Here is a 24,986-nt window from a genome sequence, read left to right on the forward strand (position 1 = left end):
AGGGCCCCGCCAGAACCCACCGTCACCCCCCCAGGGGTGCAGGGGACGAAGTCCCCGCCGGGGTCTGGGGCGGAGCCCCGGGGACGGGAACTGTTGACCGACCGAGTCGGGCGGGTGGGCGGGCTACAGGGGTGCAGGGGACGAAGTCCCCGCCGGGGTCCGGGGCGGAGCCCCGGGGGGCGGGGACTGTTCACCGACCGAGCCGGGTGGGTGGGCGGGCAGGCAGCAGGGGCACAGGGGACGGAGTCCCAGCCGGGGGCTGGGGCGGAGCCCCAGGGGGTGAGGACTCCTCACCCCACCGAGACGGGCGGGTGGGTGGCAGGACACTCACGCCTGAACCACCGGCTCCCGCGTGAACAACGCCCCCAGTGCCGGCGCGTTCACCCGGCGCCCCGTCAGCCGCAGGCCCTCCCACACCGTGACCTGGTTCGCCGTGAGGACCGGCTTGCCCAGCTCCTTCTCCAGCCCGGCCACATGCGCCGCCGTGTGCAACGCGGTGTCCGGCAGCAACACCGCCTCCGCGTCCGGCCGGTCCGCCGCCCGGGCCAGGGCGAACACCTCGTCCTCCCCCCAGCTCCCGACCTCCGCCGCCGTGATGATCCCCGACGGCCGTACGCCCGTCACCTCCACACCCCCCGCCCGCAGGAAGTCCCCGAACAGCCGCGCCACATCGTCCGGGTACGTCGCCCCGACCGCCACCCGCCGCACCCCGATCTCCGCCGCCGCGTGCACGAAGGCGAAGGACGTCGAGGAGGCCGGCATGCCCGCCGCCAGGGCCAGGGTGCGCACCTGCCCGTGGGCGCCCTCCCAGCCGTACACGAAGCTGCCGCTGGTGCACGCCCACACCACCGCCTCCACCCCCGCGAGCCGCAGTGCCTCCACGCCCGCCGCGAGCGGCTCCGGCGCGCCCATGCGCAGCAGCGCGTCCACGCGGTGCGCGTCCTCGCCGATGTCGGTGTGGACCAGGTCCACCCGGATGTCGCTGCCCAGGAGCTGCTCGATGCGTGGATAGTCATCCTCGGCCGAATATCCCGGGTAGAGGAATCCGAGTGCGGTCATGTCCAGCCCTCCTGCTGTCCCTGTCCTTCGGGCAGTGCGGGAGGCCATACGCGCGCCGACTCGTCCATCAGCGCCTGGTACGGCCCCACGGCTCGGATACCCAGCCGGCGCAGCGCAGCCCACATCGTGACCTGGTTGGCCGAGAGGACGGGGATACGCAGTTCCGCCTCGAGCTGGGGTATCACGTCATACGTCGGCAGGTTGGTGCAGGAGATGAACAGGGCCTCGGTCCCCGGATCCCGGACCGCCGTGCGCGCCATCTCCACCACCTCCCGGTACGGCACCTTCCAGATGTGCCGTGTCAGTCCCATGAACACGCACCCCGTCACATGCGCACCGCCCTCCGCCACGTACTCCTCCAGCGCCCGCGTCACCGACACGGTGTACGGCGTCACGAGCGCGACCTGCCGTACCCCGAGTTCGGCCAGCGCCTCCAGGAGCGCCCCGGAGGTGGTCACGGAGGGCACCTCGCCGGCCCGTGTCATGGCCTCTCCCATCGCCCGCTCCCCGGCGATGCCGCCCACGAAACTCCCGGACGTGCAGGCGTATGCGACGACCCCGGGCTCGACCGCGGTCAGTGCCCGGACGGCCTCGCCGAGCGTCTCGTGCTCACTGACCAGTCGAGCCAGGTCCAGGCTCACCTCGACCGGTACGAACGGCGTCCGCGTCAGGTGCAGCGACACGTCGTCGGGCACCCATCGCCACAGCTCGCGGTCGAGGGCGAAGTCAAAAGGGGCGACCACACCGACACCGCGTTGCGGGCGGGGTCCGCCGAGAAAGGAGATGTCCATGGACAGGCACCGGCCTCACGACGAAAACGACAGCGACAGGATTTACAGCTACCGAAAGCAGGAGAGCAACGGATCGTGGGTACGCCCGTGTTGACGAAGGTAGGTTCGGGTGCGAGCGTGGTCAATCCGTGCATGTCAGACACGTCGTAACCCGACCCCTCGTCCGCCCTGTCGTCCGCCTCGTCGCCTACGCCGTAGCCCGCCCGCAGCCCGCACCGCCACCCGCACCGGAGCCCGGAGGAGCAACCCGATGCCCGCCGTCCCGACCCTCCTTGTGCTCGACGCCGACCCCCTCCCCCGCCTCGGCAGCCTCACCGGCCGCGCCCGGATCGTGCACGCGGACGAGGCCACGCTCGCCCAGCGGCTGCCGGAAGCCGATGTCCTGCTGGTCTGGGACTTCACCTCGAACGCGGTGCGCGAGGCGTGGCCGGGCGAGGGGCCGCGGCCGGCCTGGGTGCACACGGCCAGCGCCGGCGTCGAGCGCCTGATGTGCCCCGAACTCGCCGCCTCCGACACCGTGGTGACCAATGCGCGGGGCGTCTTCGAGCAGCCCATCGCCGAGTACGTCGCCGCCCTGGTCCTCGCGATCGCCAAGGATCTGCCCGGCACCCTGGACCTCCAGCGGGAGCGGACCTGGCGGCACCGTGAGACCCGGCGGCTGGCCGGCACGCGCGCGTGCGTCGTCGGCTCGGGGCCCATCGGCCGCGCGATCGCCCACACCCTCAAGGCGCTCGACGTGACGACGGCGCTCGTCGGCCGCGTCCCGCGCACCGGCATCCACGGCCCCGAGGACCTGGACCGGCTGCTGTCCCGCGCGGACTGGGTGATCGCGGCGGCGCCGCTGACCGAGCAGACGCACGGCATGTTCGACACGCGTCGCTTCGGCGTGATGCAGCCCTCGGCATACTTCGTCAACGTCGGCCGCGGCCCTCTGGTCGACGAGGACGCGCTCGCCGAGGCGCTGACCAGGCGGTGGATCGCGGGCGCCGCCCTGGACGTGTTCACCGACGAGCCGCTCACCCCCGACAGCCCGCTGTGGCGGCTCCCGGGCCTGATCGTCTCCCCGCACATGAGCGGGGACACGATCGGCTGGCGCGACGAACTCGGCAGGCAGTTCGTGGAGTTGTACGAACACTGGGAGGCGGGCAGACCTCTGGTGAACGTGGTCGACAAGCAGCGTGGCTACGTGCCCGGTCACTGACCCCGGAAGGGTGCACTGCATGGAGCTCACCGACCTGACCGCCGGACAACTCCTCGACGGCTACCGCAAGGGCGAGTTCAGCCCCGTGGAGGCGACCGCGGCGGCCCTGGAGCGGGCGCGGCGGATCCAGCCGGAGGTGAACGCGTTCGTCCGGCTCCTGGAGCGGGACGCGCTCGGCCGGGCCGAGGAGTCGGCGCGGCGCTGGCGGCGCGGCGAGCCGTGCGGCCTGCTGGACGGCGTACCGGTGACGGTGAAGGACATCCTGCTGCTGCGCGGCCATCCGACCCTGAAGGGCTCGATGACCGTCGACCCCGAGGGCCACTGGGACGAGGACGCGCCGTCCGTGGCCCGGCTGCGCGAGCACGGCGCGGTCTTCCTCGGCAAGACGACGACCCCGGAGTTCGGCTGGAAGGGCGTCACCGACTCGCCGCTGTCCGGCGTGACGGGCAACCCGTACGACCCGGCGCGCACCGCGGGCGGCTCCAGCGGCGGCAGCGCGGCCGCGGTGGCGCTCGGCGCGGGCCCGCTGTCGCTGGGCACGGACGGCGGCGGGAGCGTGCGCATCCCGGCGTCGTTCTGCGGGATCTTCGGGCTGAAGCCGACGTACGGCAGGGTGCCGCTGTATCCCGCGAGCGCGTTCGGCACGCTGGCGCACGTGGGCCCGCTGACGCTGGACGCGGCCGACGCGGCGCTGATGCTGGACGTGATCGGCGGCCCCGACTCCCGCGACTGGTCGGCGCTGGGCCCGGCGCCGGGGTCGTTCGCGGTGGGGCTCGCCGAGGGCGTGCGCGGGCTGCGGGTGGCGTACTCGCCGTCGCTGGGCGGTCAGGTGGCGGTGCGTCCGGAGGTCGCGGCCGCGGTGCGGCGGGCGGTCGCGGGGCTGGCGGCGCTCGGCGCCTACGTGGAGGAGGCCGACCCCGACTTCGCCGAGCCGGTGGACGCCTTCCACACCCTGTGGTTCAGCGGGGCGGCCCGCGTCACCCAGCGGCTCACCCCGCAGCAGCGCCAGTTGCTCGATCCGGCGCTGCGCGAGGTCTGCGCGCTGGGTGCCCGGTACAGCGCCCTGGACTACCTGGCCGCGGTGGACGTCCGCATGGACCTCGGCCGCCGGATGGGCCGCTTCCACGAGTCGTACGACGTGCTGGTCACGCCGACCCTGCCGATCCCGGCGTTCGAGGCGGGCGTCGAGGCGCCGAAGGGCCTGCCGAGCCGGCGCTGGACGGGGTGGACTCCCTTCACGTACCCGTTCAACCTCACCCAGCAGCCGGTCGCGTCGGTCCCGGTCGGGATGGACAGGTCGAGCGGCGTCGCCCTCCCGGTCGGGCTGCAGATCGTGGCCGCCCGGCACCGCGACGACCTGGTGCTGCGCGCGGCCCACGCCCTCTACGAGGCGGGGCTGGCCTCCGCCGCCCCGCCCTCCGCCCTCGCCGGGGGTCTCACGCCCGCCGGAAGCTGAGCGTCTCTCCCTCCGCCCCGGCCCGCCACAGGTCGTTGCAGGCCTCGGCCATCCGGTCGAGGCCGTCGACGACCTGGCCCCAGACGATGCCGGGCACCCAGCCCACGTCGCCGTTGAGCAGCAGGTTGTTGCGCTCGTAGAACAGGGCGAGGTCCACCAGCGTCGTCCCGGCGCGGACCTCGCGGTCGTAGCCATAGGCCCGCGTGCCCAGTTCCGTGCCGGCGAAGGAGAAGTAGCAGAGGTCCCCGGGGATCGGGGTGACCGTCGGGTTCTCCAGCGGGGGCTCGGCCTGCGCGAAGGGCGGGAAGAGCGCGTAGATCTCGTTGCGCGCGTACTTGGCGTGGTAGACGTCGCCGCTGAGGGGCAGCGCCTCCCACACCGCGGCGCAGGTGAGCGGCGCCCGATCCGTCAGCAGCCGTGCCGTGCAGTGGACTCCGCGCCGGTCGAGCGCGACATCGACAAAGCGTTCCGCCATTCCGCCTCCTCGGAGCTGATACTGAATGCGGGGCCGACTGCCCGGTCCCACGCGTGTCACGTACCCCGCAACGTCCCACGCCTCAACCGCCGGACACGGAATGGTCTCGCTCCGGGCACTGTTGCGTTACGTCCCCAGGGCGGTTCGCATAGCCGCCGGAAATCGGGCAGGCGCCACCCCTGGTCCTGGCGTCCGTGGCCAGAACTGGCCTGTTCTCTGTGGAGGTTGAGTGTCCATGTCCGAGTTCCCGCACCTGTCCCGCCGCGGCTTCCTCACCAGAAGCGCGGCCGTCGGTGGCCTGATCACCGTCCCCGGCCTCCTGACCGGCTGTACCAAGACCGGCAGCGGCAACGGCGAGGGCTCGAAGCTGGAGCAGCTGAAGAAGCAGGGCTACGTGAAGGTGGCCTACGCCAACGAGGCCCCTTACGGCTACGAGGAGAACGGGAAGCTCAAGGGCGAGGCGCCCACCCTGCACCGGGAGATCTTCAAGGCCCTGGGCGTGCCCGAGCTGAAGCCGACCTTCTCCGAGTGGGACGGTCTGATCCCGGGCCTGCAGGCGGGCAAGTACGACGTGATCAGCGCCGGCATGGCGATCCTCCCGGAGCGCTGCGCGAAGGCGCTGTTCTCCGAGCCCGAGTTCATCTCGCCGACGGCGATGATGGTCAAGAAGGGCAACCCCAAGCACCTGACCGACCTCGCGTCGGCGAAGAAGGCCGGGGTCACGATCGGCGTGATGTCGGGCGCGGTCGAGAAGAGCTACGCCACCGGGGCCGGGATTCCCGAGGCCAAGATCAAGACGCTGCAGAAGCCGCAGGACGGGGCGGACGCCGTCAAGGGCGGCCGGATCGATGCGTTCGTGCTGACCGGCATCTCGCTGAACTGGCTCGCCAAGACCAACCCGGGCGTCGAGGTCACCCACTCGTTCCTGCCGGTGCTCAACGGCGTGAAGCAGTACAGCCCGGGCGGCGCCGTCTTCCGCAAGGGCAGCGAGGAGCTGCGGGACGCCTTCAACCGCGAACTGAAGAAGATCACGTCCGATCCGTCGCGGTATGTGCAGCTCATCGGCCAGTACGGCTTCGGCAAGGACACCATTCCGCCGGCGGACCTCAAGACCGCCACTCTGTGCAAGGGCTGACGGTGACGCCTGCCCATGGCTGACTTCTACTCGTATTTCTTCAAACACCTGTCGCAGGTGTGGTCGGGGCTGCTCGTCACGCTCGAGGCCACGGTGTTCGGCTCGGCGGTCGCGCTCGCCCTCTCCTTCGCGTTCGGCTTCATGGCGAACAGCAGGCCCGTGCTGGTGCGGGGGACGTCGCGGGTCGTCGTGGAGTTCTTCCGCGGCACCTCGCTGTACGTCCAGCTGTTCTGGCTGTACTACGCCTTCCCGCTGCTGGCCGGGTACCAGCTGTCGCCGCTGTTCTGCGGCGTGCTGGCGTTCGGCCTCAACTTCGGCGCCTACGGCTCCGAGGTGGTGCGCGGCGCGCTGAAGGCCGTACCCACGGCGCAGTGGGAGGCCGCCGTCGCGCTGAACCTGACGCCGTGGCAGCGGATGCGCCGGGTGATCCTGCCCCAGGCCTGGGTGCAGATGATCCCGCCGTTCACCAACCTGCTGATCCAGCTGCTGAAGGCGACCCCGCTGCTGTGGCTGATCTCGGCGGCCGACCTGACGACGATCGTCCAGCAGATGCGTGACCGCACGGGCGCGACCACCTGGGCGTATCTGACCCTGCTGGTGATGTACTTCGTGCTCGCCTACGCGTTCACGCTGCTGATGAACGTGCTGGAGCGGCACGCCAAGAAGCGGCTCGGCCTGGGCCCGGGCGCGGGCGGCCTGCTGCGCGGCCGCGGCGCGCCCACACTGGAAGAGGCCGGAATGACGGCGGGAGGTGCCCCGTGAACTACGACTGGGACTGGGGTGCCGTCCGCGACGCGCTGCCCCTGCTGTGGGACGGGTTCCAGATCACGCTGCTGGCCACGCTCTTCGGCACCCTGGTGGGCGCTGTGCTCGGGCTGGCCCTGGCCATGGCCGGGCGAGCGCCGACCCGGATGGTGAGTGTGCCGGTGCGGGCGGTGACCGAGTTCATCCGGTCCACCCCGCTGCTGGTCCAGCTGGTCGGCGCCTACGCCGTGTTCAACACGGTCAAGCCGCTGACGCTCGGCATCGTGGTGCTCGGCATCCACTACGCCTCGTACCTGTCGGAGGTGTACCGGGCGGGCATCGACGCCGTACCGAAGGGCCAGTGGGAGGCGTGCCGGGCGCTCTCGCTGTCGCCGCGCCGCACCTGGCAGGCGGTGATCCTGCCGCAGGCGGTGCGCAAGGTACTGCCCGCGCTCGGCAACTACGCCATCAGCATGTTCAAGGAGACCCCGTTCCTGGCCGTCATCACGGTCCCGGAGATGGTCTCCCAGGCCCGGGAGTACGGGGCGGACCACTTCACCTACGCCGAGACGTTCACCCTCGCGGGCCTGATCTTCCTGGCGGCAAGCTATCCGACCTCGCTTCTGATGAGAAAGCTGGAGCAGCGCCTTGGCCACTGACGCCACCGACCCCCTGCACAAGACGACCCCCCGGGACGCGGCGCCCGACGCGCCCGCCGACCTGGTGCGCTTCGACCACGTGGTCAAGCGCTTCGGTGACCATGTCGTGCTCGACCAGCTGGACTTCGCCGTCCAGCGCGGCGAGCACGTCACGCTGATCGGGCCGAGCGGCTCGGGCAAGACGACCATCCTGCGGCTGCTCATGACCCTGGAGCGGGTCAGCGACGGCGTGATCTGGGTGGACGGCGAGCCGCTGTCCCACATGCGCGGTCCGGACGGCGGCCTGAAGCCGGCGACCGAGAAGCACCTGCGGGGGATCCGCAAGAAGATCGGGATGGTCTTCCAGCAGTTCAACCTGTTCCCGAACATGACGGTGCTGCAGAACATCACGGAGGCCCCGATCAGCGTCCTCGGGCTCGGCCGGGAGGAGGCCGAGCAGCGGGCGCGTGAGCTGCTCGACCTCGTCGGGCTCTCCGACAAGGTCGGCGCGCACCCGTCCCAGCTCTCCGGCGGCCAGCAGCAGCGGGTCGCGATCGCGCGTGCGCTCGCCATGCGGCCGGAGATCCTGCTCCTCGACGAGGTGACCTCGGCGCTGGACCCCGAGCTCGTGGCGGGCGTGCTCGACCTCCTGAGGGAGATCGCGCACAGCACGGACATCACGCTGCTGTGCGTGACCCACGAGATGAACTTCGCCCGGGACATCTCCGACCAGGTCATGATGTTCGACTCGGGGCATGTCATCGAGTCGGGGGCTCCGGAGAAGATCTTCGGCGACCCCGAGCACGAGCGGACCCGGGAATTCCTGAGCGCGGTCCTGTGAACTCGGCGGGCCCGGATTCGCCCGGTTCCCGATGACGCGACGCGCACGCGTGAACACCCGAGGTCCCGGCGCCGGGTCATGACCCGGGCATATGCCAGGGTCTCTGCATCCCAGTTGAGAGGGCCGCAATCTCGTCAACACCCTCTCCGCGCAGCCCTTTTGCCGGTTATCGTGGAGAGGATCCGACGTCCGGATTGCGGCCCAGAGAGCTAGCGCAGGGGGACCATCGTGGCCCTGAAGCACGAGTCGACCGCCCCGTACCACTCGACCCAGGATGCCCTGCGCATACTGGAGACGGTGACCCGTCACTCCGCCGGCGTCACCGACACCGAGCTGGCCCGCCGGACCGGCATGGACCCCGACCACCTGACCGCGCTGCTGCGCATGCTGCGCCGCGAGGGGTTCGTCGAGCAGGCCGCCGACGGCGCCTGCGTCACCGGCGAGACCCTGCGCCGCCTCGGCTCCGCACACAACCGCGAGCAGGCCCTGCGCGACCGGCTCCAGCTCACCCTCGACCGGCTGCGCGACTCGGTCGGCGCGGCCGTCTACATCAGCTGGTACATCGACGGCGAGGTCAAGATCCCGCAGTACGCCGACGGCCCGGCCACGCCCGTGGTCAACGAGTGGGTCGACTTCCGCTACTCCGCCCACGCCACCGCGATCGGCAAGAGCCTGCTCACCCAGCTCGACCACAACGGCCGCCGCGACCACCTCTCGCGGCACAAGATGCCCCGCCTCACCTCGCGCACCATCACCAGCGACAAGCTCCTGCTGTCCCGGCTGGAGGCCCAGCCGCCGACGGTGCCCGTCCTCGACCTGCAGGAGTACGCGGTCGGCACGGTGTGCGCGGCGGTCCCGATCACGGCCGGCTCCGCGGTGGGCTGCCTGGCGCTGTCGCTCCCGGTGGAGCACGCCCACCGCCTGCGGCAGGCCGCGGACACCCTCAACCGCAACGCGGCTCCCGTGCTCCTGTCGCTCGCCCTCTAGGCCCCCGCCGGGGCGGTCGCCGACATGGTCACCAGCACCCCTCGGGACCGGGTAGTATTTTCCTCGTCGCCGGCCGCGAAGAGTGGACGGCGGGAGTCATGCGCCGCTAGCTCAGTTGGTTAGAGCAGCTGACTCTTAATCAGCGGGTCCGGGGTTCGAGTCCCTGGCGGCGCACAGAAGAGAGGCCCCTCACCTTGGTGAGGGGCCTCTTCGCATGGGAGCACCGCCCGTCACGGGGCCGTCTCCGTGCGCCCGGAGCAGAACGCCACCGTCAGGTCCCGGACCAGGACCTTGCGCTCGTAGTCGTCGAGCTCGACCAGACCGCGCATGGTCAGCCGGGTCACCGTGTCCTCCACCGAGTCCACCACCGAGGTGAGCATGGTGGCCCGCTGCCGGGCGTCCAGCGCGGCGATCCGGCGCCGGTGCATGGCCGCGGCCACCTCGGGGGCGTACTCGACGCGGACCGGCCGTACCGAGAACACCTCCAGCCCCACCGGCGCGGCATCCGCCGCCACCAGCCGGGTCAGCGCGTCCCCGGCCGACTCCACGGCGCCCCGCGTCCCGCCCGGCAGCTCCACCGGCACCCGGGCCAGCGCCGCCTCCACGCACTCGCGCAGATACGTCTCGTGCTCCTCGACGCCGAGCGTGGCCCGCGCGGTGTCCCGCACCCGCCACACCACGAGCACCACCGCCCGCACCGCGACCCCGTTGCCGTCGGCCGCCGGCATCGGCTCGCTGCGCCAGTGCCGCAGCCGTACGTCGACGCGGCGGCGCAGCAGCAGCGGGTTGACCCACAGCAGGCCGGTGCGCCGGACCGTCCCCCGGTAGCGGCCGAACAGACCGAGCACCCAGGCCCGCCCGGTACGGCCCCGGGACAGCCCCCCGAAGCCGGCCACGCCGAGCGCCCCGGCCCCGGCGTACGCGGCCCACTGGGCGGGGCCGAGGCCCGCGCCCGCGTAGGCGGGCAGCCCGAGCGCCTGCACCGCGAGCCGTGGCAGCACCCCCGCCCACCAGGAGGTGGCCAGGCCCGCGGCCATCCCGCCCGTCCCGGCGAGCACCCCGGCGACGCCGGGCAGCACGGGCGCCGGACGCTCCACCAGGTCGGGGTCGACCTGTGGTGCCGGTCGCGCCTTCACCGGGAGCGGACGTCTCAGGCGCGGCTGCTCGCCCGTGCCCTGCCTGCGGGCCACCACGGCCGGCTTCAGCGGCACCGACACGGGATCGGGGTCGTCGCGGAACAGCAGATGGACGGGGATCTCGGTGGTCGCCTCGTTGTGGATCAGCCGGCCGGGACGGGGCGCCGTCTCGACGGGCCCCTCCGACTCCGACTCGGGCGTGTGTGACGTGGTCGTACTCATGCGTGCCTCCAGCCTCCGCGCCAGATGCGTCATGACAGTGAGCGGTGAGTAGTTCCTGTGGTTACGCGAACAGCCGCCGCCAGGTCTCCGGCCCCGGGTAGCCGTCCACCGCGCCGCCCCGCCAGCCCTGGGACCGCTGGAAGGCGCCGACGGCGCGCCGGTCCGCCTCGCCCCAGCGCGGACCCGGGCCATCGGCGTAGAAGGCGCCGAATCCTTTCTTCGCCAGCTGCTTCCTCAGCTGGGTCACATAGGGGTTCTCGGAGCCCGGCCGGAACATGCCGCGACCGGGGTAGCCGGCGACACCGTGCGAGGCCGGTACGGCCCGAGAGGCGGACGAGGTGGACGGGGTCGACGGGGTCGACGGGGTGGACAAGGTGGACGGGGCCGATGCGGCGGATGGGGACGATCCCACCGCCGCGCGCTTGATGTCCTTGCCCTTCCCGGTCACCAGCAGGTCCCAGGTCTCCGGCCCCGGCAGCCCGTCCGCGGCCGCCCCGGTCCAGCCCTGGGCCAGCTGGAACGCCTGGGTCGCCCGCCGGTCGGCGTCCGACCAGCGCGGGCCGGGGCCCTGCGTGTAGTAGGCGCCGGCGCCGCGGGCGATCAGCATCTCGCCGAGCTGGGTGACGTACTTGTTGTCCGCCCCGGGACCGAAGTACGACGCCCCCGGGAACGGCGCGGCCTTGACGTCGGGCTCCGCACCCGCCGTGCCGGCGGGCACGCCCTTGTACCGGTAGGGGACGTACCGACTGGAGTTGCTCCAGTAGGCGTACGGCGTGGCCAGGCGGCGGGCGTGCGGCGGCGTCTGCTCGTAGGCCGTGTAGTAGGTGTGCGTGTAGTCCGTCCAGCCGCCGAAGAGGACGACGTGCGAGCCCTTCTCCGGGTTGTCGGGGTTGTGGAACAGCAGTATGTCGCCGGGCTGCAGTTCCTCCTTCTTGATCTTCACGCCGAACCCGCCGAGGCTGCCCGTCCACTCGTTGCTCGGCAGCCCCCAGGCCATCGACACGAAGCCCGAGCAGTCCTGCCGGTAGCCGTCGGACCAGTACTTGGACATGCTGTACGGCACCTTCGCGGTGACCCACTTCTTGGCCCGGTTGATGATCTCCGTGCGGGTCGTCGCGGGCGTCGTCGTCGGAGGGGTGGTGGAGCCGCCGCCACCGTGCAACGGGGACTTGGCACCCTGCGGGGTTTCGGGATCGGGGTCCGCGGGGACGCCGGGGCGGCCGGGGGCGGGCGGGGTGGCGAAGGCCGGGACCGCGTGGCCCACGCCGAGGGCGGCGGACGTGGCGGCGGCCACCACCAGGACGCGCCGGGCGGCCGGGTGACCCCCGAACCGGCCCGGCAGTGAAAGCGGGCTCACCCGCCGCCAGTGAGCGCAACCGGGGCAGTCGCAGTCGCTCGCGGGATCGATGTCCTCGAAGACCGGAGTGGTCATGCGATTCCCCTCACATTCGGGGTCGTTTTCCGGACGGAAATGTCCACACCTGTGCACGTTGATCAGTTTCTCAACTGACATCGGGGCGCGCATGTTGACGGTCCGAATGATGTACGTGCGTCCGCCGGGCGAGTCACGACCCTGGCGGGCAGGGGCCGCCTGGCCCCGCGGCGGCGGTCGGGAGCACCCCCGGAGGTCGGGTAGAGTTCTCTTTGTCAGTAGGCGCCGCTAGCTCAGTTGGTTAGAGCAGCTGACTCTTAATCAGCGGGTCCGGGGTTCGAGTCCCTGGCGGCGCACCGACCGAAAGGCCCCTCGCAGCAGCGGGGGGCCTTTCGCATGGCCGGAACCCGGGTCGGACCGGGGCTCGTCCCCTTAATGGCCGGATACCCTCTGGCCATGGCGGCCCGAGACCTGCAGGAGCGGATCAAGAAGCTCATCGTCGACCGGCGACTGCCCTCCGGGGCCCCGCTGCCGACCGAGCCCGAGCTGATGGAGTTCCTCGGCGCCAGCCGGAACTCGGTGCGCGAGGCACTGAAGGCGCTCCAGGCGATGGGCATCGTCGAGATCCGACACGGCTTCGGCACCTACGTCGGCCCCATGTCCCTCGCACCCATGATCGAGGGCCTCGCCTTCCGCACGGTCGCCGGGCACTACCGGGGCGAGGACACCCTGCTCCAGCTGCTCGAACTGCGCGAGGCGGTGGAGACGGGACTGGTCTCCCGGCTGGCCGGGCAGCTCCCGGAGGCCGACCTGACTGAACTGGACGCCCTCGTCGCCCGTATGGAAGGACAGGCCGCCGAGGGGGCGGTCCTCGCCGAGACCGACCGGGCGTTTCACGCCGCCCTGTACCGGGGGCTGGACAACGTGCTGCTGAGCGAGGTGCTGGAGGCGTTCTGGGACGCCTTCCACCGCGTACAGCGGGATCTGGTGGAGGTGCCGCAGGACCCGCGGGTCACCTGCCGCCAGCACCGGGAGATCCTGGACGCGGTCCGCTCCGGCGATTCCGTACGGGCGGAGGAAGCCATAAGAGACCACTTCGGCAACATTCGCACCCGGCTGTCAACGACCGACACGTCCGATCCGCAAGGCCCGCAAGGCCCGCACATGCTCCGCAATGAACCTGTATGACCGGTAAACACCGCGTTTCGCATCTTGCGATCATGATGAACACCGTAGAACCCTGATTGTTCGAGATGCCGCCAATTCGCGGCAGTTGGGGAGCCAGGGGCCGGTTGCCGAGTCCGCGGGGAGGGGAGCCCCGCCCGTGAACGATGCCGAGGGGGCGTCGCGCAACCGGAAGGGTGCGGTTTCCTGTCTACAGGTGTGGAAGACATGGTGACTGTGGCCCACCACTGATCGTCCGTGAAGGTCAAGGGGGACGCGCGCGGGCGAACGGAAGGAACCAACAAACACGCGTGACCTGCGTGTGGGGGGATGACTCATGACGTCGACGCCGACGGGCGCCCGGCAGGATTTCGACCCGTCACAGACCACACAGCTCCGGGTGCCTTCGCACCGGACCGGCAATACCGGAACATTCCGCCGGATCAAGAGGAATCTGCCGAGATACGACTACGAGCACTACAGCCGGCTGGCAGGGCCTCTCACCGAGCCCGACCCGACCACGCCCTACCAGGTGCGCTACCGCTCGCTGCTCTCGCAGGAGCCGCACCGGATCCGCGCCGCGCTCATGCTGGGCGCGGCGCCTCTGCTCTCGCTGGTCCTGCTGGCCTGGCTGCTCCAGCCCGAGCACTGGACCCAACGCGACTACCCCGCCTATGACTTCCTGCCGGCGCTCGACACCGTGATGCTGGTCTCGATCGGTCTGATCGAGTTCTTCCGCTGCATGAACGTGCTGTCGAACGCGCACGCCACGCTGGTCGCCCGCGACCCCGTCCCGGTGGTCCCGCAGACCGGAACCCGGGTCGCGTTCCTGACCTCTTTCGTGCCCGACAAGGAACCGCTGGAGATGGTGACCAGGACACTGGAGGCGGCCGTACGGCTGCGCCACCGGGGCCTGTTGCACGTCTGGCTGCTCGACGAGGGCGACGATCCGGCGGTCAAGGAGGTGTGCGCGCGGCTCGGGGTGCACCACTTCACCCGCAAGGGCGTCGACCGCTGGAACCGCTCCACGGGCCCGCACCGCGCCAGGACCAAGCACGGCAACTACAACGCGTGGCTGGAGGCGCACGGCGACGCCTACGACTTCTTCGCCTCCGTCGACACCGACCACGTGCCGCTGCCCAACTACCTGGAGCGGATGCTGGGTTACTTCCGCGACCCGGACGTCGGCTTCGTCATCGGCCCGCAGGTGTACGGCAACTACGACACCTTCGTCACCAAGGCCGCCGAATCGCAGCAGTTCCTCTTCCACGCGCTGATCCAGCGGGCGGGCAACCGCTACGGCGCCCCGATGTTCGTCGGCACCTCCAACGCCGTACGCATCAAGGCGATCAAGCAGATCGGCGGCCTGTACGACTCGATCACCGAGGACATGGCCACCGGCTTCGAGATGCACCGGGCCAAGAACCCGGCCACCGGGCGGAAATGGCGCTCCGTGTACACCCCGGACGTGCTGGCGGTCGGCGAGGGCCCGAACGCCTGGACGGACTTCTTCACCCAGCAACTGCGCTGGTCTCGGGGGACGTACGAGACCATCCTCAAGCAGTACTGGAAGGGCTTCTGGTCGCTGCCGCCGGGCAAGCTCTTCAACTACACGATGATGATCGTGTTCTATCCGATGTCCGCCCTCAACTGGATTCTGGCGGGGCTGAGTTGCGCGCTGTTCCTGGGCCTCGGCGCCTCCGGCGTCAACATCGACCCGACCGTGTGGCTGATGCTCTACGGCAACGCCTCCGCGCTGCAGATCGGCCTGTACGTCTGGAACCGGCGGCACAACGTCTCCCCGCACGAGCCGGAGGGGTCGGGCGGCGTCGCGGGCATGGTGATGTCCGCGCTGTCGGCGCCGATCTACGCCCGCTCGCTGATGGACGCCGTCCTGCGCCGCAAGAGCAGGTTCGTGGTGACGCCCAAGGGCGATTCGGCCAGCCCCGACACGCTGTTCGGGACCTTCCGGGTCCACTGGTTCTTCATCCTGGTCTTCGGCGGTTCGCTCGCCGCCGGCTTCGTCCTCGGGCACTCCCACCCGGCGATGATCACCTGGGCGGTCTTCGCCCTGCTGATCACCGCCTCGCCGATCCTCGCCTGGCGGTACACCCTGCGGCAGGAGAGGCGGAAGACCCCGGCGGCCGCATCCGCCCCACCCGGGGCCGCCGCACCGCACGGTCCGCACGCGCCGCACGCCCCGCAGCAGCGGCCCACGTGGATCGCCTCGCACGGGGAGCACGGCGAGCACCGGGACGACGAACAGACCATGCAGATCGCCCTGGGTGGACTTGGGGGACGTAAGGAATGAACCACAGTGCCGGCCGCCGTGCCCGTCGACTCGCGATAGGCACGGCGGTGGTCGTCGCGCTGGGCGGAATGAACGGGCCATGGCTCTACCGCTTCGGGACCGCGCAGTACCACCAGTACTCGATCAACAGACCGGAGTACAAAGCCGAGAACGGACACTGGGACGTCATCGAGTTCCCCAAGAAGTACCGCCAGGACACCATCCACGCGGCCCTCCTGCACACCGGCAAGGTCCTGCTGATCGCCGGCTCGGGCAACAACCAGGACAACTTCGACGCGAAGAGGTTCGACACCCGCATCTGGGACCCGGTCAAGGGCACGATCAAGAAGGTGCCCACGCCCAACGACCTGTTCTGCACCGGGCACACCCAACTCGCAAACGGCGACCTGCTGATCGCGGGTGGCACGAAGCGGTACGAGAAGCTCAAGGGCGACGTCACCAAGGCCGGCGGCCTGATGGTCGTGCACAACGAGAACCCGGACAGGCCGATCACCCTGCCCGCCGGCACCGCGTTCACCGGCAAGGGGAACGGCAGGACCTTCGTGTCGAAGGACCCCGTCCTCGTGCCGCGCGCGAAGAAGGTCTTCGCCCCGGGGACCGGAAGGTTCCTGCGCAACGACCCCGGTCTCGGCCGGATCTACGTCGAGGCGCGCAAGAGCGGCACCCGGTACGAGACCGGCACCCAGGACAACTACCGGGTCCAGGGCCTGTCCGGCGCCGACGCGCGCAACACGTACGGCATCGCGCAGAAACTCGCCCTCGACAAGAAGGACTTCCAGGGGATCAGGGACGCCTACGAGTTCGACGTGACCGCGGAGAGGTACGTCAAGGTCGACCCGATGAACGAGGCCCGCTGGTACCCGACGCTCACCACCCTGAGCAACGGCAGAATCCTCAGCGTCTCCGGCCTCGACGACATCGGCCAACTGGTCCCGGGCAAGAACGAGATCTTCGACCCGAAGACCAGGAAGTGGACGTACACCAGGAAGATCCGGCAGTCCCCGACCTACCCGGCACTGTTCCTGACGGAGAACGGGAAGATCTTCTACTCCGGCTCCAACGCGGGCTACGGCCCCGACAACGTGGGCCGCACGCCCGGCATCTGGGACGTGGACACCAACAGGTTCACCAGGCTGCCCGGGCTGAGCGACCCGGACATGATGGAGACCTCCGGCACGGTGCTGCTGCCGCCCGCGCAGAACCAGAAATACCTGGTGATCGGTGGCGGCGGGGTCGGCGAGTCCGGACTGTCGAGCAAGCGGACCCGGCTGATCGACCTGAAGGCGACGCATCCGAGGTTCACGGACGGGCCCGCGCTGGAGGAGGGCACGCGCTATCCGCAGTCCTCGATCCTGCCCGACGACACCGTGCTGGTGTCCGGCGGCTCACAGGACTACCGGGGCCGAGGCGACTCCAACATCCACCAGGCCCGGCTCTACCACCCGGACGGCAACAGCTTCACCCGGGTCGCCGACCCGCTGGTGGGCCGCAACTACCACTCGGGCTCGATCCTGCTGCCCGACGGCCGGGTGATGTTCTTCGGCTCCGACTCCCTGTACGCGGACAAGGCCGATACCAAGCCGGGCGTGTTCGAGCAGCGGATCGAGATCTACACGCCGCCGTATCTGTACCGGGACTCGCGGCCGTCGCTGTCCGGCGGGCCGCGGACGATCGCCCGCGGCGGGTCGGGAACGTTCACGTCGCGGCATGCCGCGACGATCAGGAAGGCGCGGCTGATCCGGCCGAGCGCCTCGACCCATGTGACGGACGTCGACCAGCGGTCGATCGCGCTGGACTTCAGGACGTCCGGGACGAAGGTCACGGTGACGGTGCCGAAGAACCGGAATCTGGTCCCGTCGGGCTGGTACATGCTGTTCGTGGACGACGATCAGGGGACGCCGAGCAAGGCGCAGTGGGTGAAAGTGCCCTAGCCGCGGATGAGTTGGGGGCGCTCTCCGGCAGCGGAGGGCGCCCCGGTTCTATTTGCTGGCCTTGGCGAGCTTGAGCGCGTAACTCGGCCACCACGCACCGGCCTTCGGCCCGCCCTTGCACGTGCCGTCCGACTCCCCCGGGCGCTTGGCCCACAGATAGGCGTCCACCAGCGGGTCCGCCGTCCTCGCCGTCGGCGCCTCGCCCAGCGCCCGCCCCGGCGGGTTGCACCAGCGCTCGTCCGGGCTGCCGCCCGTGTAGGGGCCGTTGCCGTTGCGGCTGGTGTCGATGACGAAGTGCTTGCCGCCGACCTTCGCCGCGAGCTGCCTGCCGTAGCCGATGGAGTCCTTCGTCGAGTAGAAGTTGGAGACGTTGACGGCGAGGCCGTCGGCCTGGTCGACGCCCGCCCGCCGGAGGGGCTCGACGATCTGGTCGGGGTTTCCCCCGCCGGCGTTGCCCGCGTCCAGGTACACCTTGGTGTTCTTCAGGGACTTCAGCCTGGCGACGGCGCCCTTGAGGAGGTCGTAGCGCTCCTCGTGGAACTCGGCGGGGGTGCAGCCGTTCACCAGGTGCAGTACGGCGTCCGGCTCCAGGATCACCGTCGCCGGGCGGTCGCCGATGCCCTGGGCGACGCCGTCGATCCAGGCCCGGTAGGCGTCACCGTCGGCTGCGCCTCCTCGGGAGTACTGGCCGCAGTCGCGGTGCGGGATGTCGTAGAGGACGAGCAGCGCGGTGCGGTCGGACCGCTGCGCGGCCTCGGTGTAGCCGCGGGCCTCCTGTTCGGGGTTCTCCGGGCCGATCCACTCCCCGGTCGGCTGCTCGGCGATCTTTCTGATCTGGTCGGCGTCGGACTTCCTGCCGTCCTTCTCGAAGGCGGCGACCTGCCGGGCCGCGTTCCCGTCGGGGTTCACCCAGAACGGGTCGGCCGCTTTCGGCTGTTGAGCGATCCTCGCGCCCGCGTCGTCGGTCTTCCCCCCGCCCCCTCCCCCGGAAGAACACCCGGCGACCAGCAGTGCCGCCCCCAGCACCGCCGCGGACGCCCGTGTCCGTGCCGATAAAAGGGCCCCCCAGCTGTCGTACATCCAACTCCCCTTTGGGTGCACTGTTCCAGGCGCCAATCGTGACATACCTGTCGTGCCGGTCACGAGGTCGCACGGGCGTTGTCGGAGACCTGTTACAGCGGCCGGTCGCAGCGACATGGTGCGGCCCGGTCGACGGCTTCCGGAGGGGAGCGGGCCGTCGACCGGGCCAGGAACAAGGGAGTTGGGGAGGTGGAACCGGGATCACGCAGCGGTTCCCGTGAGGTACGCCGAGACGACCACGTTCGCCGTGTAGCTGTTGCTCGTCCGGTCGAAGGTGCCGCCGCAGGTGATCAGCCGCAGCTCGGCGCGGCTCGACTGGCCCGTGCCGTAGACCTGTTGGGCGTCGAAGTGGTCGCGGGGCACGACCCGGACGTCGTCCACGGTGAACTCGGCGACGCGGCCGTCGTCACGGGCCACGCGCACGGTCTCACCGGGGCGCATCGTGCTGATCTTGTAGAACACGGCGGGCTGGGTGGTGGTGTCCACGTGCCCCACCATGACGGCGGTCCCGCTCGCCCCGGGCTGCACGCCCGCCGCGTACCACCCGACCGTCCCCGGCTGGTCGAACGGCGGCGGATCCACCGCCCCCTGCCCGTTCAGCCCGCGGCCGACGACGGGTGCCCGCACGCCCAGCTCGGGGATGTCGAGGCGCTGCGGCAACGCGTTGCCCAACGGCTTCGCCTCGGGCGGGAGTTCCGACTCGTCGGGGCGTCCCACGGCGGCTATGTCACCCGTCGTGGGCCCCGATATCCCCGGCGGCACGTCGGCCACCTCACGCCCCCACAACCACAGCCCGAGCAGCAGCATCACCCAGGCCACACCGGTCAGCAATCGCCCGGTCCCGACGGACCGCTCACGGTCGGACATCGTGACGCGCTCTCAGTGCGAGCCCCGGCGGCGCCGGGCGGCGGAGGAGGTCCCCCCGGCCCGGGCGGTGCCGAAGGCTCGGGGAAGCAGCCCGACGGCGATCGCCGCGAGCCCGGCCAGGACGAGACCGGTGACCGCCTGTGCGGTACCGGGCCCGGCCGCGCGCCTCGCGTCCTCGGAGGCGAGGCGCGCGGCGCCACCGCCGCCCGCGGGGACGGGGGCGACGGGCGTGGGCGACACGACGCCCGAGGGCTGGGCCGACGGTGCGGACGACGCCGGGTCCGACTGGTTGTCGCGACCGGACTGGTCGGACTGCCCGTCGGACTGGTTGTCACGGCCGGACGGGGAATCCGACCGGTCTCCTTGGTCCGACTGCTCGCCCGAGTCGTCACCGTGGCCGGACTGCCGGTCCGACTCCTGTACGGGGGCGATCTTGCCGACGAGCGAGTCGCGGGCGCAGGCGATCGTCATGTCGTACAGGCTGGTGGCCGCCTTTCCGCAGTCACTCGCCCGCACCGCGGCGTCGGTGCCGGCGGGCGGGGTCAGCGGGATCGCGGAGTCCCCGGCGCCGTCGGCCGCGTAGGCGGTGGGGGTGAGCGCGACGGCGGTCAGGAGCCCTGAACAGAGAGTGAGGCGTATTGAGCCCATCGTGAACCTCCAGATATCAGGAGGCTCCCTCGCGAGCCCGGGCCCCGCATCCGGGCAGCGGCGCCGATTACTCCATTCGGGGAAGGAAGCGCAGGTCGTCCCCTGATCCCGGGTTCCGCCGTCGCCGGGGACGACCCGCTGCATAGCATGGTCATCTCACACGTTCGCGCAGGGCGGGAGTCCGTACCCATGACACAACGCAAGCCGATCGAATCGTGGCTCACCGACATGGACGGCGTGCTGATGCACGAGGGCATCCCCGTGCCCGGCGCGGACGCCTTCATCAAGAAACTGCGTGAGTCGGGGCGTCCGTTCCTCGTCCTCACCAACAATTCGATGTACACCGCGCGCGACCTGCACGCCCGGCTGAGCCGAATCGGTCTCGACGTCCCGCTGGAGAACATCTGGACCTCGGCCCTGGCCACCGCCAAGTTCCTGGACAACCAGCACCCCGGCGGCACGGCCTATGTGATCGGCGAGGCCGGCCTGACCACGGCCCTGCACGACGTCGGCTACGTGCTGAGCGACATCGACCCGGACTTCGTGGTCCTGGGCGAGACGCGGACCTATTCCTTCGAGGCGCTGACCAAGGCGATCCGGCTGATCAACAACGGCGCCCGCTTCATCGCCACCAACCCCGACAACACCGGCCCCTCCCCCGAGGGCGCGCTCCCCGCGACCGGGTCCGTCGCCGCGCTGATCACCAAGGCCACGGGCAAGAAGCCGTACTTCGTCGGCAAGCCCAACCCGCTGATGATGCGCAGCGCCCTGAACACCATCGGGGCGCACTCGGAGACGAGCGCGATGATCGGCGACCGCATGGACACGGACGTCCTGGCCGGACTGGAGGCCGGCATGGAGACCTTCCTGGTCCTCACCGGCCTGACGGCCAAGACCGACCTGGAGCAGTACCCGTACCGGCCGACGAAGGTCGTGGACTCCATTGCCGATCTTGTCGACCTGGTCTGACGCGGGGGCCGTCTGACATCGCGGCTGCTGGTTACGCAGGGGGCTCGCTCAGCGGCGCCTGCGCGCCAGCAGCTTCGCCCCGATGCCGACGAGAAGCAGCAGGCCGGCGGTCAGGGCGGCGAGGGAGGTGCCGATGCCGGTACCGGGCAGCTCGAAGGGGAGGCCGGTGCCCGGGGAGGCGCTGGAAGACGCATCGGGACTGGGGGCGGCGTCGGCACCAGGGCTGGAGCTGCCGCCGGGTCCGGGCGTGAGGCGGGGGTCGGGAACCGAACTGGCAGCCCGGCTGGGGACCGTACCGGGAGTGGCCTGCTCGACGGGAACCGGCTCGGCGTCGATCCCGAACCGGTAGTCGTTGGACTGCCCGATCCAGTCGCCGTCGGCTCCGTGCCGTTGGACGACGGCCGCGTTCGCCGTGACCTGGTTGGGCACCGCGTCGTCGGCGACGGCGAGCCGCACCTTCACGCTGACCGTCTTGCGGGGGGCGACGGTGAACCCGGGGAAGCCGGCGTCGAACGCCCCGACCAGCTCGTCCTCGTCGGTGGTCTCGAACCGCACGGGGTACGCGCGCGTGCCGTCGTAGAACTCCAGCCGCGGCTGCGACGCCTTGAGCACCTGCTCGTCGTCCATGAGGACGAGGACCGGGTGGACGGAGGTGCAGGTGCTGCTGCCGGTGTTGGTGAGGTCGATGTACCAGGTGCCGGAACCGCCGCCCGACTCGTACGTCCCCGGGCCACCGTGGATACGGGTGGTGAGCGGGAAGGAGCGGTCACCGGATCCGGCGCAGGAAGGGCCCGACTCCGCGTGGGCGGTGACCGCAGGCGCCGGAAGAAGGGCGGCGGCTGCGGCTGCGGCTGCCGGAAGGCAGAGGGACAGGGGCTTGCACAGTCGTCGCATGAACACAAGATTCTGACGACGAAGGCCCCCGGCGGGCGGCACCGCGCCGACGACATGACTCGCTCGGCGGCCCGAGACAGCCCGACCGGCCGAGCGCCATCGCTCCCGTCCCCGTCCCCGTCCCCGGCGTCACATGCCGGCCCGCCCGAACAGCGCCCCCAGCACCAACTGCGCCGCCCCCTCCGCCACGCCCCGCGCCCCGCCGGAGGCGACCCGTACGGGTACGGCCCCCTCGGGCGCGCCCTCGCGCCGGGCGCGGGCGTCGAGGACCGCGGCGACACCGCGTACGAACTCCTCGGGCGCCGCGGCGACCGTACGGCCGCCCAGCAGCACGAGGTCGATGTCGAGGAGCCCCACCAGATTCGCGGCCCCCGCGCCGAGCACCCGTGCCGCCTCCGCCAGGTCACCGCGTTCCACGGCCGCCAGGCACAGCGCCTCGACGCATCCCCGGTCTCCGCACCCGCACACCGGCCCGTCCAGCTGGATGACCTGGTGTCCGAACTCCCCGGCGCCGGTCCGCGCGCCCCGGTGCACGCTCCCGCCGATCACCAGCCCGGCCCCGAGCCCCGTGCCGAGATGCAGATACGCGAACGAGCCGCCCCCGCCCCTGCTCCCTTCCGCCCCTCCTCTCGCGACCGCGAGGCCGAGCGCCGCCGCGTTCGTGTCCTTGTCGACGACGACGGGGATGCCGAGACCGAGCCGCTCGGCGAGCGCGTCCCGCAGCGGGAACCCGTCCCACTCCGGGAAACCGGTGACCCGGTGCAGCACACCGCGGGTGTGGTCGAGCGGTCCCGGCAGGGCGACGCCGACGCCCAGGAGCGAGCCCGGCGCCGACGGCAGCAGTTCCTCCACCTGACGGGCCGTGTGCGCGAGAACCGCCTCCGCCCCGGCCCCCAGGTGCACGGCGCCCCGCCCCTCGGCCACCACCGCGCCGGTGAGATCGCAGAGCACCGCCCGCGCCTCGTCCCGGTCCAGGTGCACCCCCACCGCGTGCCCGGCCTCCGGCACCAGCCGCAGCACGGTCCGCGGCTTGCCGCCGGTGGACGCCCGCCGCCCCGCCTCCGCGGCGAAGCCCTCCTCCCGCAGCCGACCGGTGATCTTGCTGACCGCCTGCGGAGTCAGCCCGGTGCGCTCGGCGATCTCCAGGCGGCTGATCCCCTCGGCCCCCGCGGTCCGCAGCAGGTCGAGCACGAGCGCGGTGTTGTGGCTGCGCAGGGCGAGCAGGTTCGCCCCGCCCGGTCCGCCGCCGGGTCCCACCGTCGCGCTCCTTATGCCGGCCACCACCCTGCGACTCCTCCGCCTTCCGCGGCCATGCTGCCCGCGCTGCCCCTGCTCACGCCCCCATTGTCCCCGACACTTGCACTTTGGCAACAGCGTTGCGAAAGTGGGACGCATGACTACTGGCACGACTGGCACGACTGGTGCGCCCGGCCCCTCCGGCTCCGGCACCCCCCTCCGCGTGGGCCTGATCGGCTACGGCCTCGCGGGCTCCGTCTTCCACGCCCCGCTCATCGCCTCGACCGAGGGCCTCACCCTCGACACGGTGGTCACCGCGAACCCCGAGCGGCAGGAGCAGGCCCGCGCCGAGTTCCCGGACGTCAGCATCGTCACCACCGCCGACGAGCTGTTCGACCGCGCCGACGAGCTGGACCTGATCGTCATCGCGTCCCCGAACAAGACGCACGTCCCCCTGGCCACCGCCGCCCTCAAGGCGGGTCTGCCGGTCGTGGTCGACAAGCCGATCGCCGGTGCGGCCGCCGAGGCCCGCGAGCTGGCCGCCCTCGCCGAGGCGCGCGGCCTGCTCCTGTCGGTCTTCCAGAACCGCCGCTGGGACAACGACTTCCTCACCTTGCAGAAGCTCATCACCGAGGGCGAGTTGGGCGACGTATGGCGCTTCGAGTCCCGCTTCGAGCGCTGGCGCCCGCAGCTCAAGGGCGGCTGGCGCGAGTCCGGTGACCCGGCGGAGGTCGGGGGCCTGCTGTACGACCTCGGCAGCCATGTCGTCGACCAGGCCCTGGTCCTCTTCGGCCCCGTCACCCAGGTGTACGCCGAGGCCGTCGTGCGCCGCGACGGCGCCGAGACGGACGACGACACGTTCATCGCGCTCACGCACGCGAGCGGCGTCCGCTCTCACCTCTACGTCTCCGCCACCACCGCTCAACTCGGTCCCCGTTTCCGGGTCCTGGGCTCGGAGGCGGGCTATGTGAAGTACGGCCTGGACCCGCAGGAGGCCGCTCTGCGCGAGGGCCTGCGCCCCGGGCCGTCCTGGGGCGCGGAGCCGGACGCCCTGTGGGGCAGGCTCGGCGCCGGCGAGTCCCCGCTCACCGGCGGCGGCCGCCCCGTACCGACCCTGCCGGGCGACTACCTGGCGTACTACGAGGCCATCGCCGAGGCCCTCCTCGACGGCGGCCCCAACCCGGTGACCGCGCAGGAGGCGGCCGCCGCCCTCGACGTACTGGAGGCGGCCCGCGTGTCCGCCCGCGACGGAGTGGCGGTGACGCTGTGACCCGCGACGCGCAGACCACCCCCGAACTCACCCCGGGCATCGAGGAACTGGAGGCGCAGGAACGCCGCCTGGTCTTCAGCCGGTTCACGTACGAGGACGCCTGGGCCCTCGGCTCGCTCCTCGTGGAGATGGCCCGCGAGCGCCAGGCCCCGGTCGCCATCGACATCCACCGAGCCGGCCAGCAGCTCTTCCACGCCGCACTGCCCGGCTCCACCCCCGACAACGACGCCTGGATCGCCCGCAAGCGCCGCGTGGTGGAGCGCTACAACGCCGCGTCGTACCTGGTCGGCGCCCGCTTCCGGGCCAAGGGCTCGACGTTCGAGGACTCCTCCCGCCTGGACCCCGACATGTACGCGGCCCACGGCGGCTCGTTCCCGATCACCGTCGAGAACGTGGGCGTGGTCGGCGCCGTCACGGTCTCCGGCCTGCCCCAGCTCCAGGACCACCGCTTCGTGGTGGAGGCGCTGGAGCGGTTCCTGGGCGCGTAGTCACCGAGCGGGATTAACCCGGGTCCCCCTCCGGTTGTGACTGTCGTACGCGAAATCGATCATGGAACGAC

Annotated in this window: 23 protein-coding genes and 2 tRNA genes; 15 read left to right on the top strand and 10 right to left on the bottom strand. The window is 71.3% G+C overall.

What is annotated here, in order from left to right; translation table 11 throughout:
• Positions 1-327: 327 nt before the first annotated feature.
• Together ABZ910_RS18775 and ABZ910_RS18780 are read right to left on the bottom strand one after the other, a co-directional pair.
• Positions 328-1,059, bottom strand: a complete 732-nt coding sequence (locus tag ABZ910_RS18775; RefSeq protein ID WP_361365934.1) for a decarboxylase — start codon at positions 1,057-1,059, stop codon at positions 328-330.
• Positions 1,056-1,850, bottom strand: coding sequence for an aspartate/glutamate racemase family protein (locus ABZ910_RS18780; protein ID WP_361365937.1), 795 nt, complete (start codon positions 1,848-1,850; stop codon positions 1,056-1,058). The genes ABZ910_RS18775 and ABZ910_RS18780 overlap by 4 nt, the downstream gene beginning before the upstream one ends.
• Positions 1,851-2,100: 250 nt before the next feature.
• Between ABZ910_RS18780 and ABZ910_RS18785 the strand changes: the two genes are divergently transcribed.
• Both ABZ910_RS18785 and ABZ910_RS18790 read left to right on the top strand, forming a co-directional pair.
• Entirely contained in the window at positions 2,101-3,051 is a 951-nt protein-coding gene (locus ABZ910_RS18785; protein ID WP_361365940.1) for a D-2-hydroxyacid dehydrogenase, read from the top strand.
• Between the two features lie 19 nt (positions 3,052-3,070).
• On the top strand, positions 3,071-4,507 hold the full coding sequence (locus ABZ910_RS18790; RefSeq protein ID WP_361365943.1) for an amidase: 1,437 nt from the start codon (positions 3,071-3,073) through the stop codon (positions 4,505-4,507).
• Here the strand turns inward: ABZ910_RS18790 and ABZ910_RS18795 are convergent.
• Positions 4,488-4,982, bottom strand: coding sequence for a DUF3830 family protein (locus tag ABZ910_RS18795; RefSeq protein ID WP_361365946.1), 495 nt, complete (start codon positions 4,980-4,982; stop codon positions 4,488-4,490). The genes ABZ910_RS18790 and ABZ910_RS18795 overlap by 20 nt on opposite strands.
• 235 nt (positions 4,983-5,217) lie before the next feature.
• On the opposite strand from ABZ910_RS18795, the gene ehuB reads away from it, so the two are divergent.
• From ehuB to ABZ910_RS18825, 6 genes are all read left to right on the top strand, one after another.
• Positions 5,218-6,117 carry an ectoine/hydroxyectoine ABC transporter substrate-binding protein EhuB gene (ehuB, locus tag ABZ910_RS18800; RefSeq protein ID WP_361365949.1) on the top strand — a complete coding sequence of 300 codons (900 nt, stop codon included), beginning with the start codon at positions 5,218-5,220 and terminating at the stop codon, positions 6,115-6,117.
• A gap of 15 nt (positions 6,118-6,132) precedes the next feature.
• Complete coding sequence (ehuC, locus tag ABZ910_RS18805; protein WP_361365952.1) at positions 6,133-6,879, top strand: ectoine/hydroxyectoine ABC transporter permease subunit EhuC; 747 nt, start codon at positions 6,133-6,135, stop codon at positions 6,877-6,879.
• Complete coding sequence (gene ehuD, locus ABZ910_RS18810; RefSeq protein ID WP_361365954.1) at positions 6,876-7,520, top strand: ectoine/hydroxyectoine ABC transporter permease subunit EhuD; 645 nt, start codon at positions 6,876-6,878, stop codon at positions 7,518-7,520. Before ehuC ends, ehuD begins: the two co-directional genes overlap by 4 nt.
• Positions 7,521-7,533: 13 nt before the next feature.
• Positions 7,534-8,340 (top strand): ectoine/hydroxyectoine ABC transporter ATP-binding protein EhuA, encoded by an 807-nt coding sequence (gene ehuA / locus ABZ910_RS18815; RefSeq protein ID WP_361366298.1) that lies wholly within the window; start codon positions 7,534-7,536, stop codon positions 8,338-8,340.
• 228 nt (positions 8,341-8,568) lie between these two features.
• Positions 8,569-9,327, top strand: a complete 759-nt coding sequence (locus ABZ910_RS18820; RefSeq protein ID WP_361365957.1) for an IclR family transcriptional regulator C-terminal domain-containing protein — start codon at positions 8,569-8,571, stop codon at positions 9,325-9,327.
• A gap of 100 nt (positions 9,328-9,427) precedes the next feature.
• Positions 9,428-9,501: transfer RNA gene (locus tag ABZ910_RS18825), tRNA-Lys, on the top strand.
• Positions 9,502-9,557: 56 nt separating this feature from the next.
• On the opposite strand, the gene ABZ910_RS18830 is transcribed toward ABZ910_RS18825, so the two are convergent.
• Positions 9,558-10,685 (bottom strand): SPFH domain-containing protein, encoded by a 1,128-nt coding sequence (locus tag ABZ910_RS18830; RefSeq protein WP_361365960.1) that lies wholly within the window; start codon positions 10,683-10,685, stop codon positions 9,558-9,560.
• Positions 10,686-10,746: 61 nt separating this feature from the next.
• Entirely contained in the window at positions 10,747-12,117 is a 1,371-nt protein-coding gene (locus ABZ910_RS18835; protein WP_361365963.1) for a peptidoglycan-binding protein, read from the bottom strand.
• Positions 12,118-12,339: 222 nt separating this feature from the next.
• Between ABZ910_RS18835 and ABZ910_RS18840 the strand changes: the two genes are divergently transcribed.
• From ABZ910_RS18840 to ABZ910_RS18855, 4 genes are all read left to right on the top strand, one after another.
• Positions 12,340-12,413 (top strand) — tRNA-Lys (locus ABZ910_RS18840).
• A gap of 100 nt (positions 12,414-12,513) precedes the next feature.
• On the top strand, positions 12,514-13,245 hold the full coding sequence (locus ABZ910_RS18845) for a FadR/GntR family transcriptional regulator (RefSeq protein WP_361365965.1): 732 nt from the start codon (positions 12,514-12,516) through the stop codon (positions 13,243-13,245).
• Between the two features lie 313 nt (positions 13,246-13,558).
• Positions 13,559-15,532: a cellulose synthase catalytic subunit gene (locus tag ABZ910_RS18850; RefSeq protein WP_361365966.1), complete on the top strand. Its 1,974-nt coding sequence runs from the start codon at positions 13,559-13,561 to the stop codon at positions 15,530-15,532.
• Positions 15,529-17,463, top strand: coding sequence for a kelch motif-containing protein (locus ABZ910_RS18855; protein ID WP_361365969.1), 1,935 nt, complete (start codon positions 15,529-15,531; stop codon positions 17,461-17,463). The genes ABZ910_RS18850 and ABZ910_RS18855 overlap by 4 nt, the downstream gene beginning before the upstream one ends.
• Before the next feature lie 48 nt (positions 17,464-17,511).
• On the opposite strand, the gene ABZ910_RS18860 is transcribed toward ABZ910_RS18855, so the two are convergent.
• The 3 genes from ABZ910_RS18860 to ABZ910_RS18870 all read right to left on the bottom strand — a co-directional run bounded on the left by ABZ910_RS18860 (position 17,512) and on the right by ABZ910_RS18870 (position 20,058).
• Positions 17,512-18,543: a glycoside hydrolase family 6 protein gene (locus ABZ910_RS18860; protein ID WP_361365972.1), complete on the bottom strand. Its 1,032-nt coding sequence runs from the start codon at positions 18,541-18,543 to the stop codon at positions 17,512-17,514.
• Positions 18,544-18,744: 201 nt separating this feature from the next.
• A complete protein-coding gene (locus ABZ910_RS18865; protein WP_361365974.1) occupies positions 18,745-19,410 on the bottom strand; it encodes a class F sortase in 666 nt (221 codons plus the stop codon).
• A 12-nt stretch (positions 19,411-19,422) separates the two neighbouring features.
• Positions 19,423-20,058, bottom strand: coding sequence for a hypothetical protein (locus tag ABZ910_RS18870; protein WP_361365977.1), 636 nt, complete (start codon positions 20,056-20,058; stop codon positions 19,423-19,425).
• Between the two features lie 189 nt (positions 20,059-20,247).
• Between ABZ910_RS18870 and ABZ910_RS18875 the strand changes: the two genes are divergently transcribed.
• Complete coding sequence (locus ABZ910_RS18875; RefSeq protein WP_361365980.1) at positions 20,248-21,027, top strand: HAD-IIA family hydrolase; 780 nt, start codon at positions 20,248-20,250, stop codon at positions 21,025-21,027.
• 48 nt (positions 21,028-21,075) lie between these two features.
• Here the strand turns inward: ABZ910_RS18875 and ABZ910_RS18880 are convergent, their stop codons facing one another.
• Both ABZ910_RS18880 and ABZ910_RS18885 read right to left on the bottom strand, forming a co-directional pair.
• Entirely contained in the window at positions 21,076-21,921 is an 846-nt protein-coding gene (locus ABZ910_RS18880; protein ID WP_361365982.1) for a hypothetical protein, read from the bottom strand.
• Between the two features lie 129 nt (positions 21,922-22,050).
• Positions 22,051-23,205 (bottom strand): ROK family transcriptional regulator, encoded by a 1,155-nt coding sequence (locus ABZ910_RS18885; protein ID WP_361365985.1) that lies wholly within the window; start codon positions 23,203-23,205, stop codon positions 22,051-22,053.
• 109 nt (positions 23,206-23,314) lie between these two features.
• On the opposite strand from ABZ910_RS18885, the gene ABZ910_RS18890 reads away from it, so the two are divergent.
• Both ABZ910_RS18890 and ABZ910_RS18895 read left to right on the top strand, forming a co-directional pair.
• On the top strand, positions 23,315-24,427 hold the full coding sequence (locus ABZ910_RS18890) for a Gfo/Idh/MocA family oxidoreductase (protein ID WP_361365988.1): 1,113 nt from the start codon (positions 23,315-23,317) through the stop codon (positions 24,425-24,427).
• Positions 24,424-24,915 carry a heme-degrading domain-containing protein gene (locus ABZ910_RS18895; RefSeq protein WP_361365991.1) on the top strand — a complete coding sequence of 164 codons (492 nt, stop codon included), beginning with the start codon at positions 24,424-24,426 and terminating at the stop codon, positions 24,913-24,915. Before ABZ910_RS18890 ends, ABZ910_RS18895 begins: the two co-directional genes overlap by 4 nt.
• Positions 24,916-24,986: the final 71 nt, after the last annotated feature.

It is taken from the genome of Streptomyces sp. NPDC046805 (assembly GCF_040645355.1).
Classification (GTDB): Bacteria; Actinomycetota; Actinomycetes; order Streptomycetales; family Streptomycetaceae; genus Streptomyces.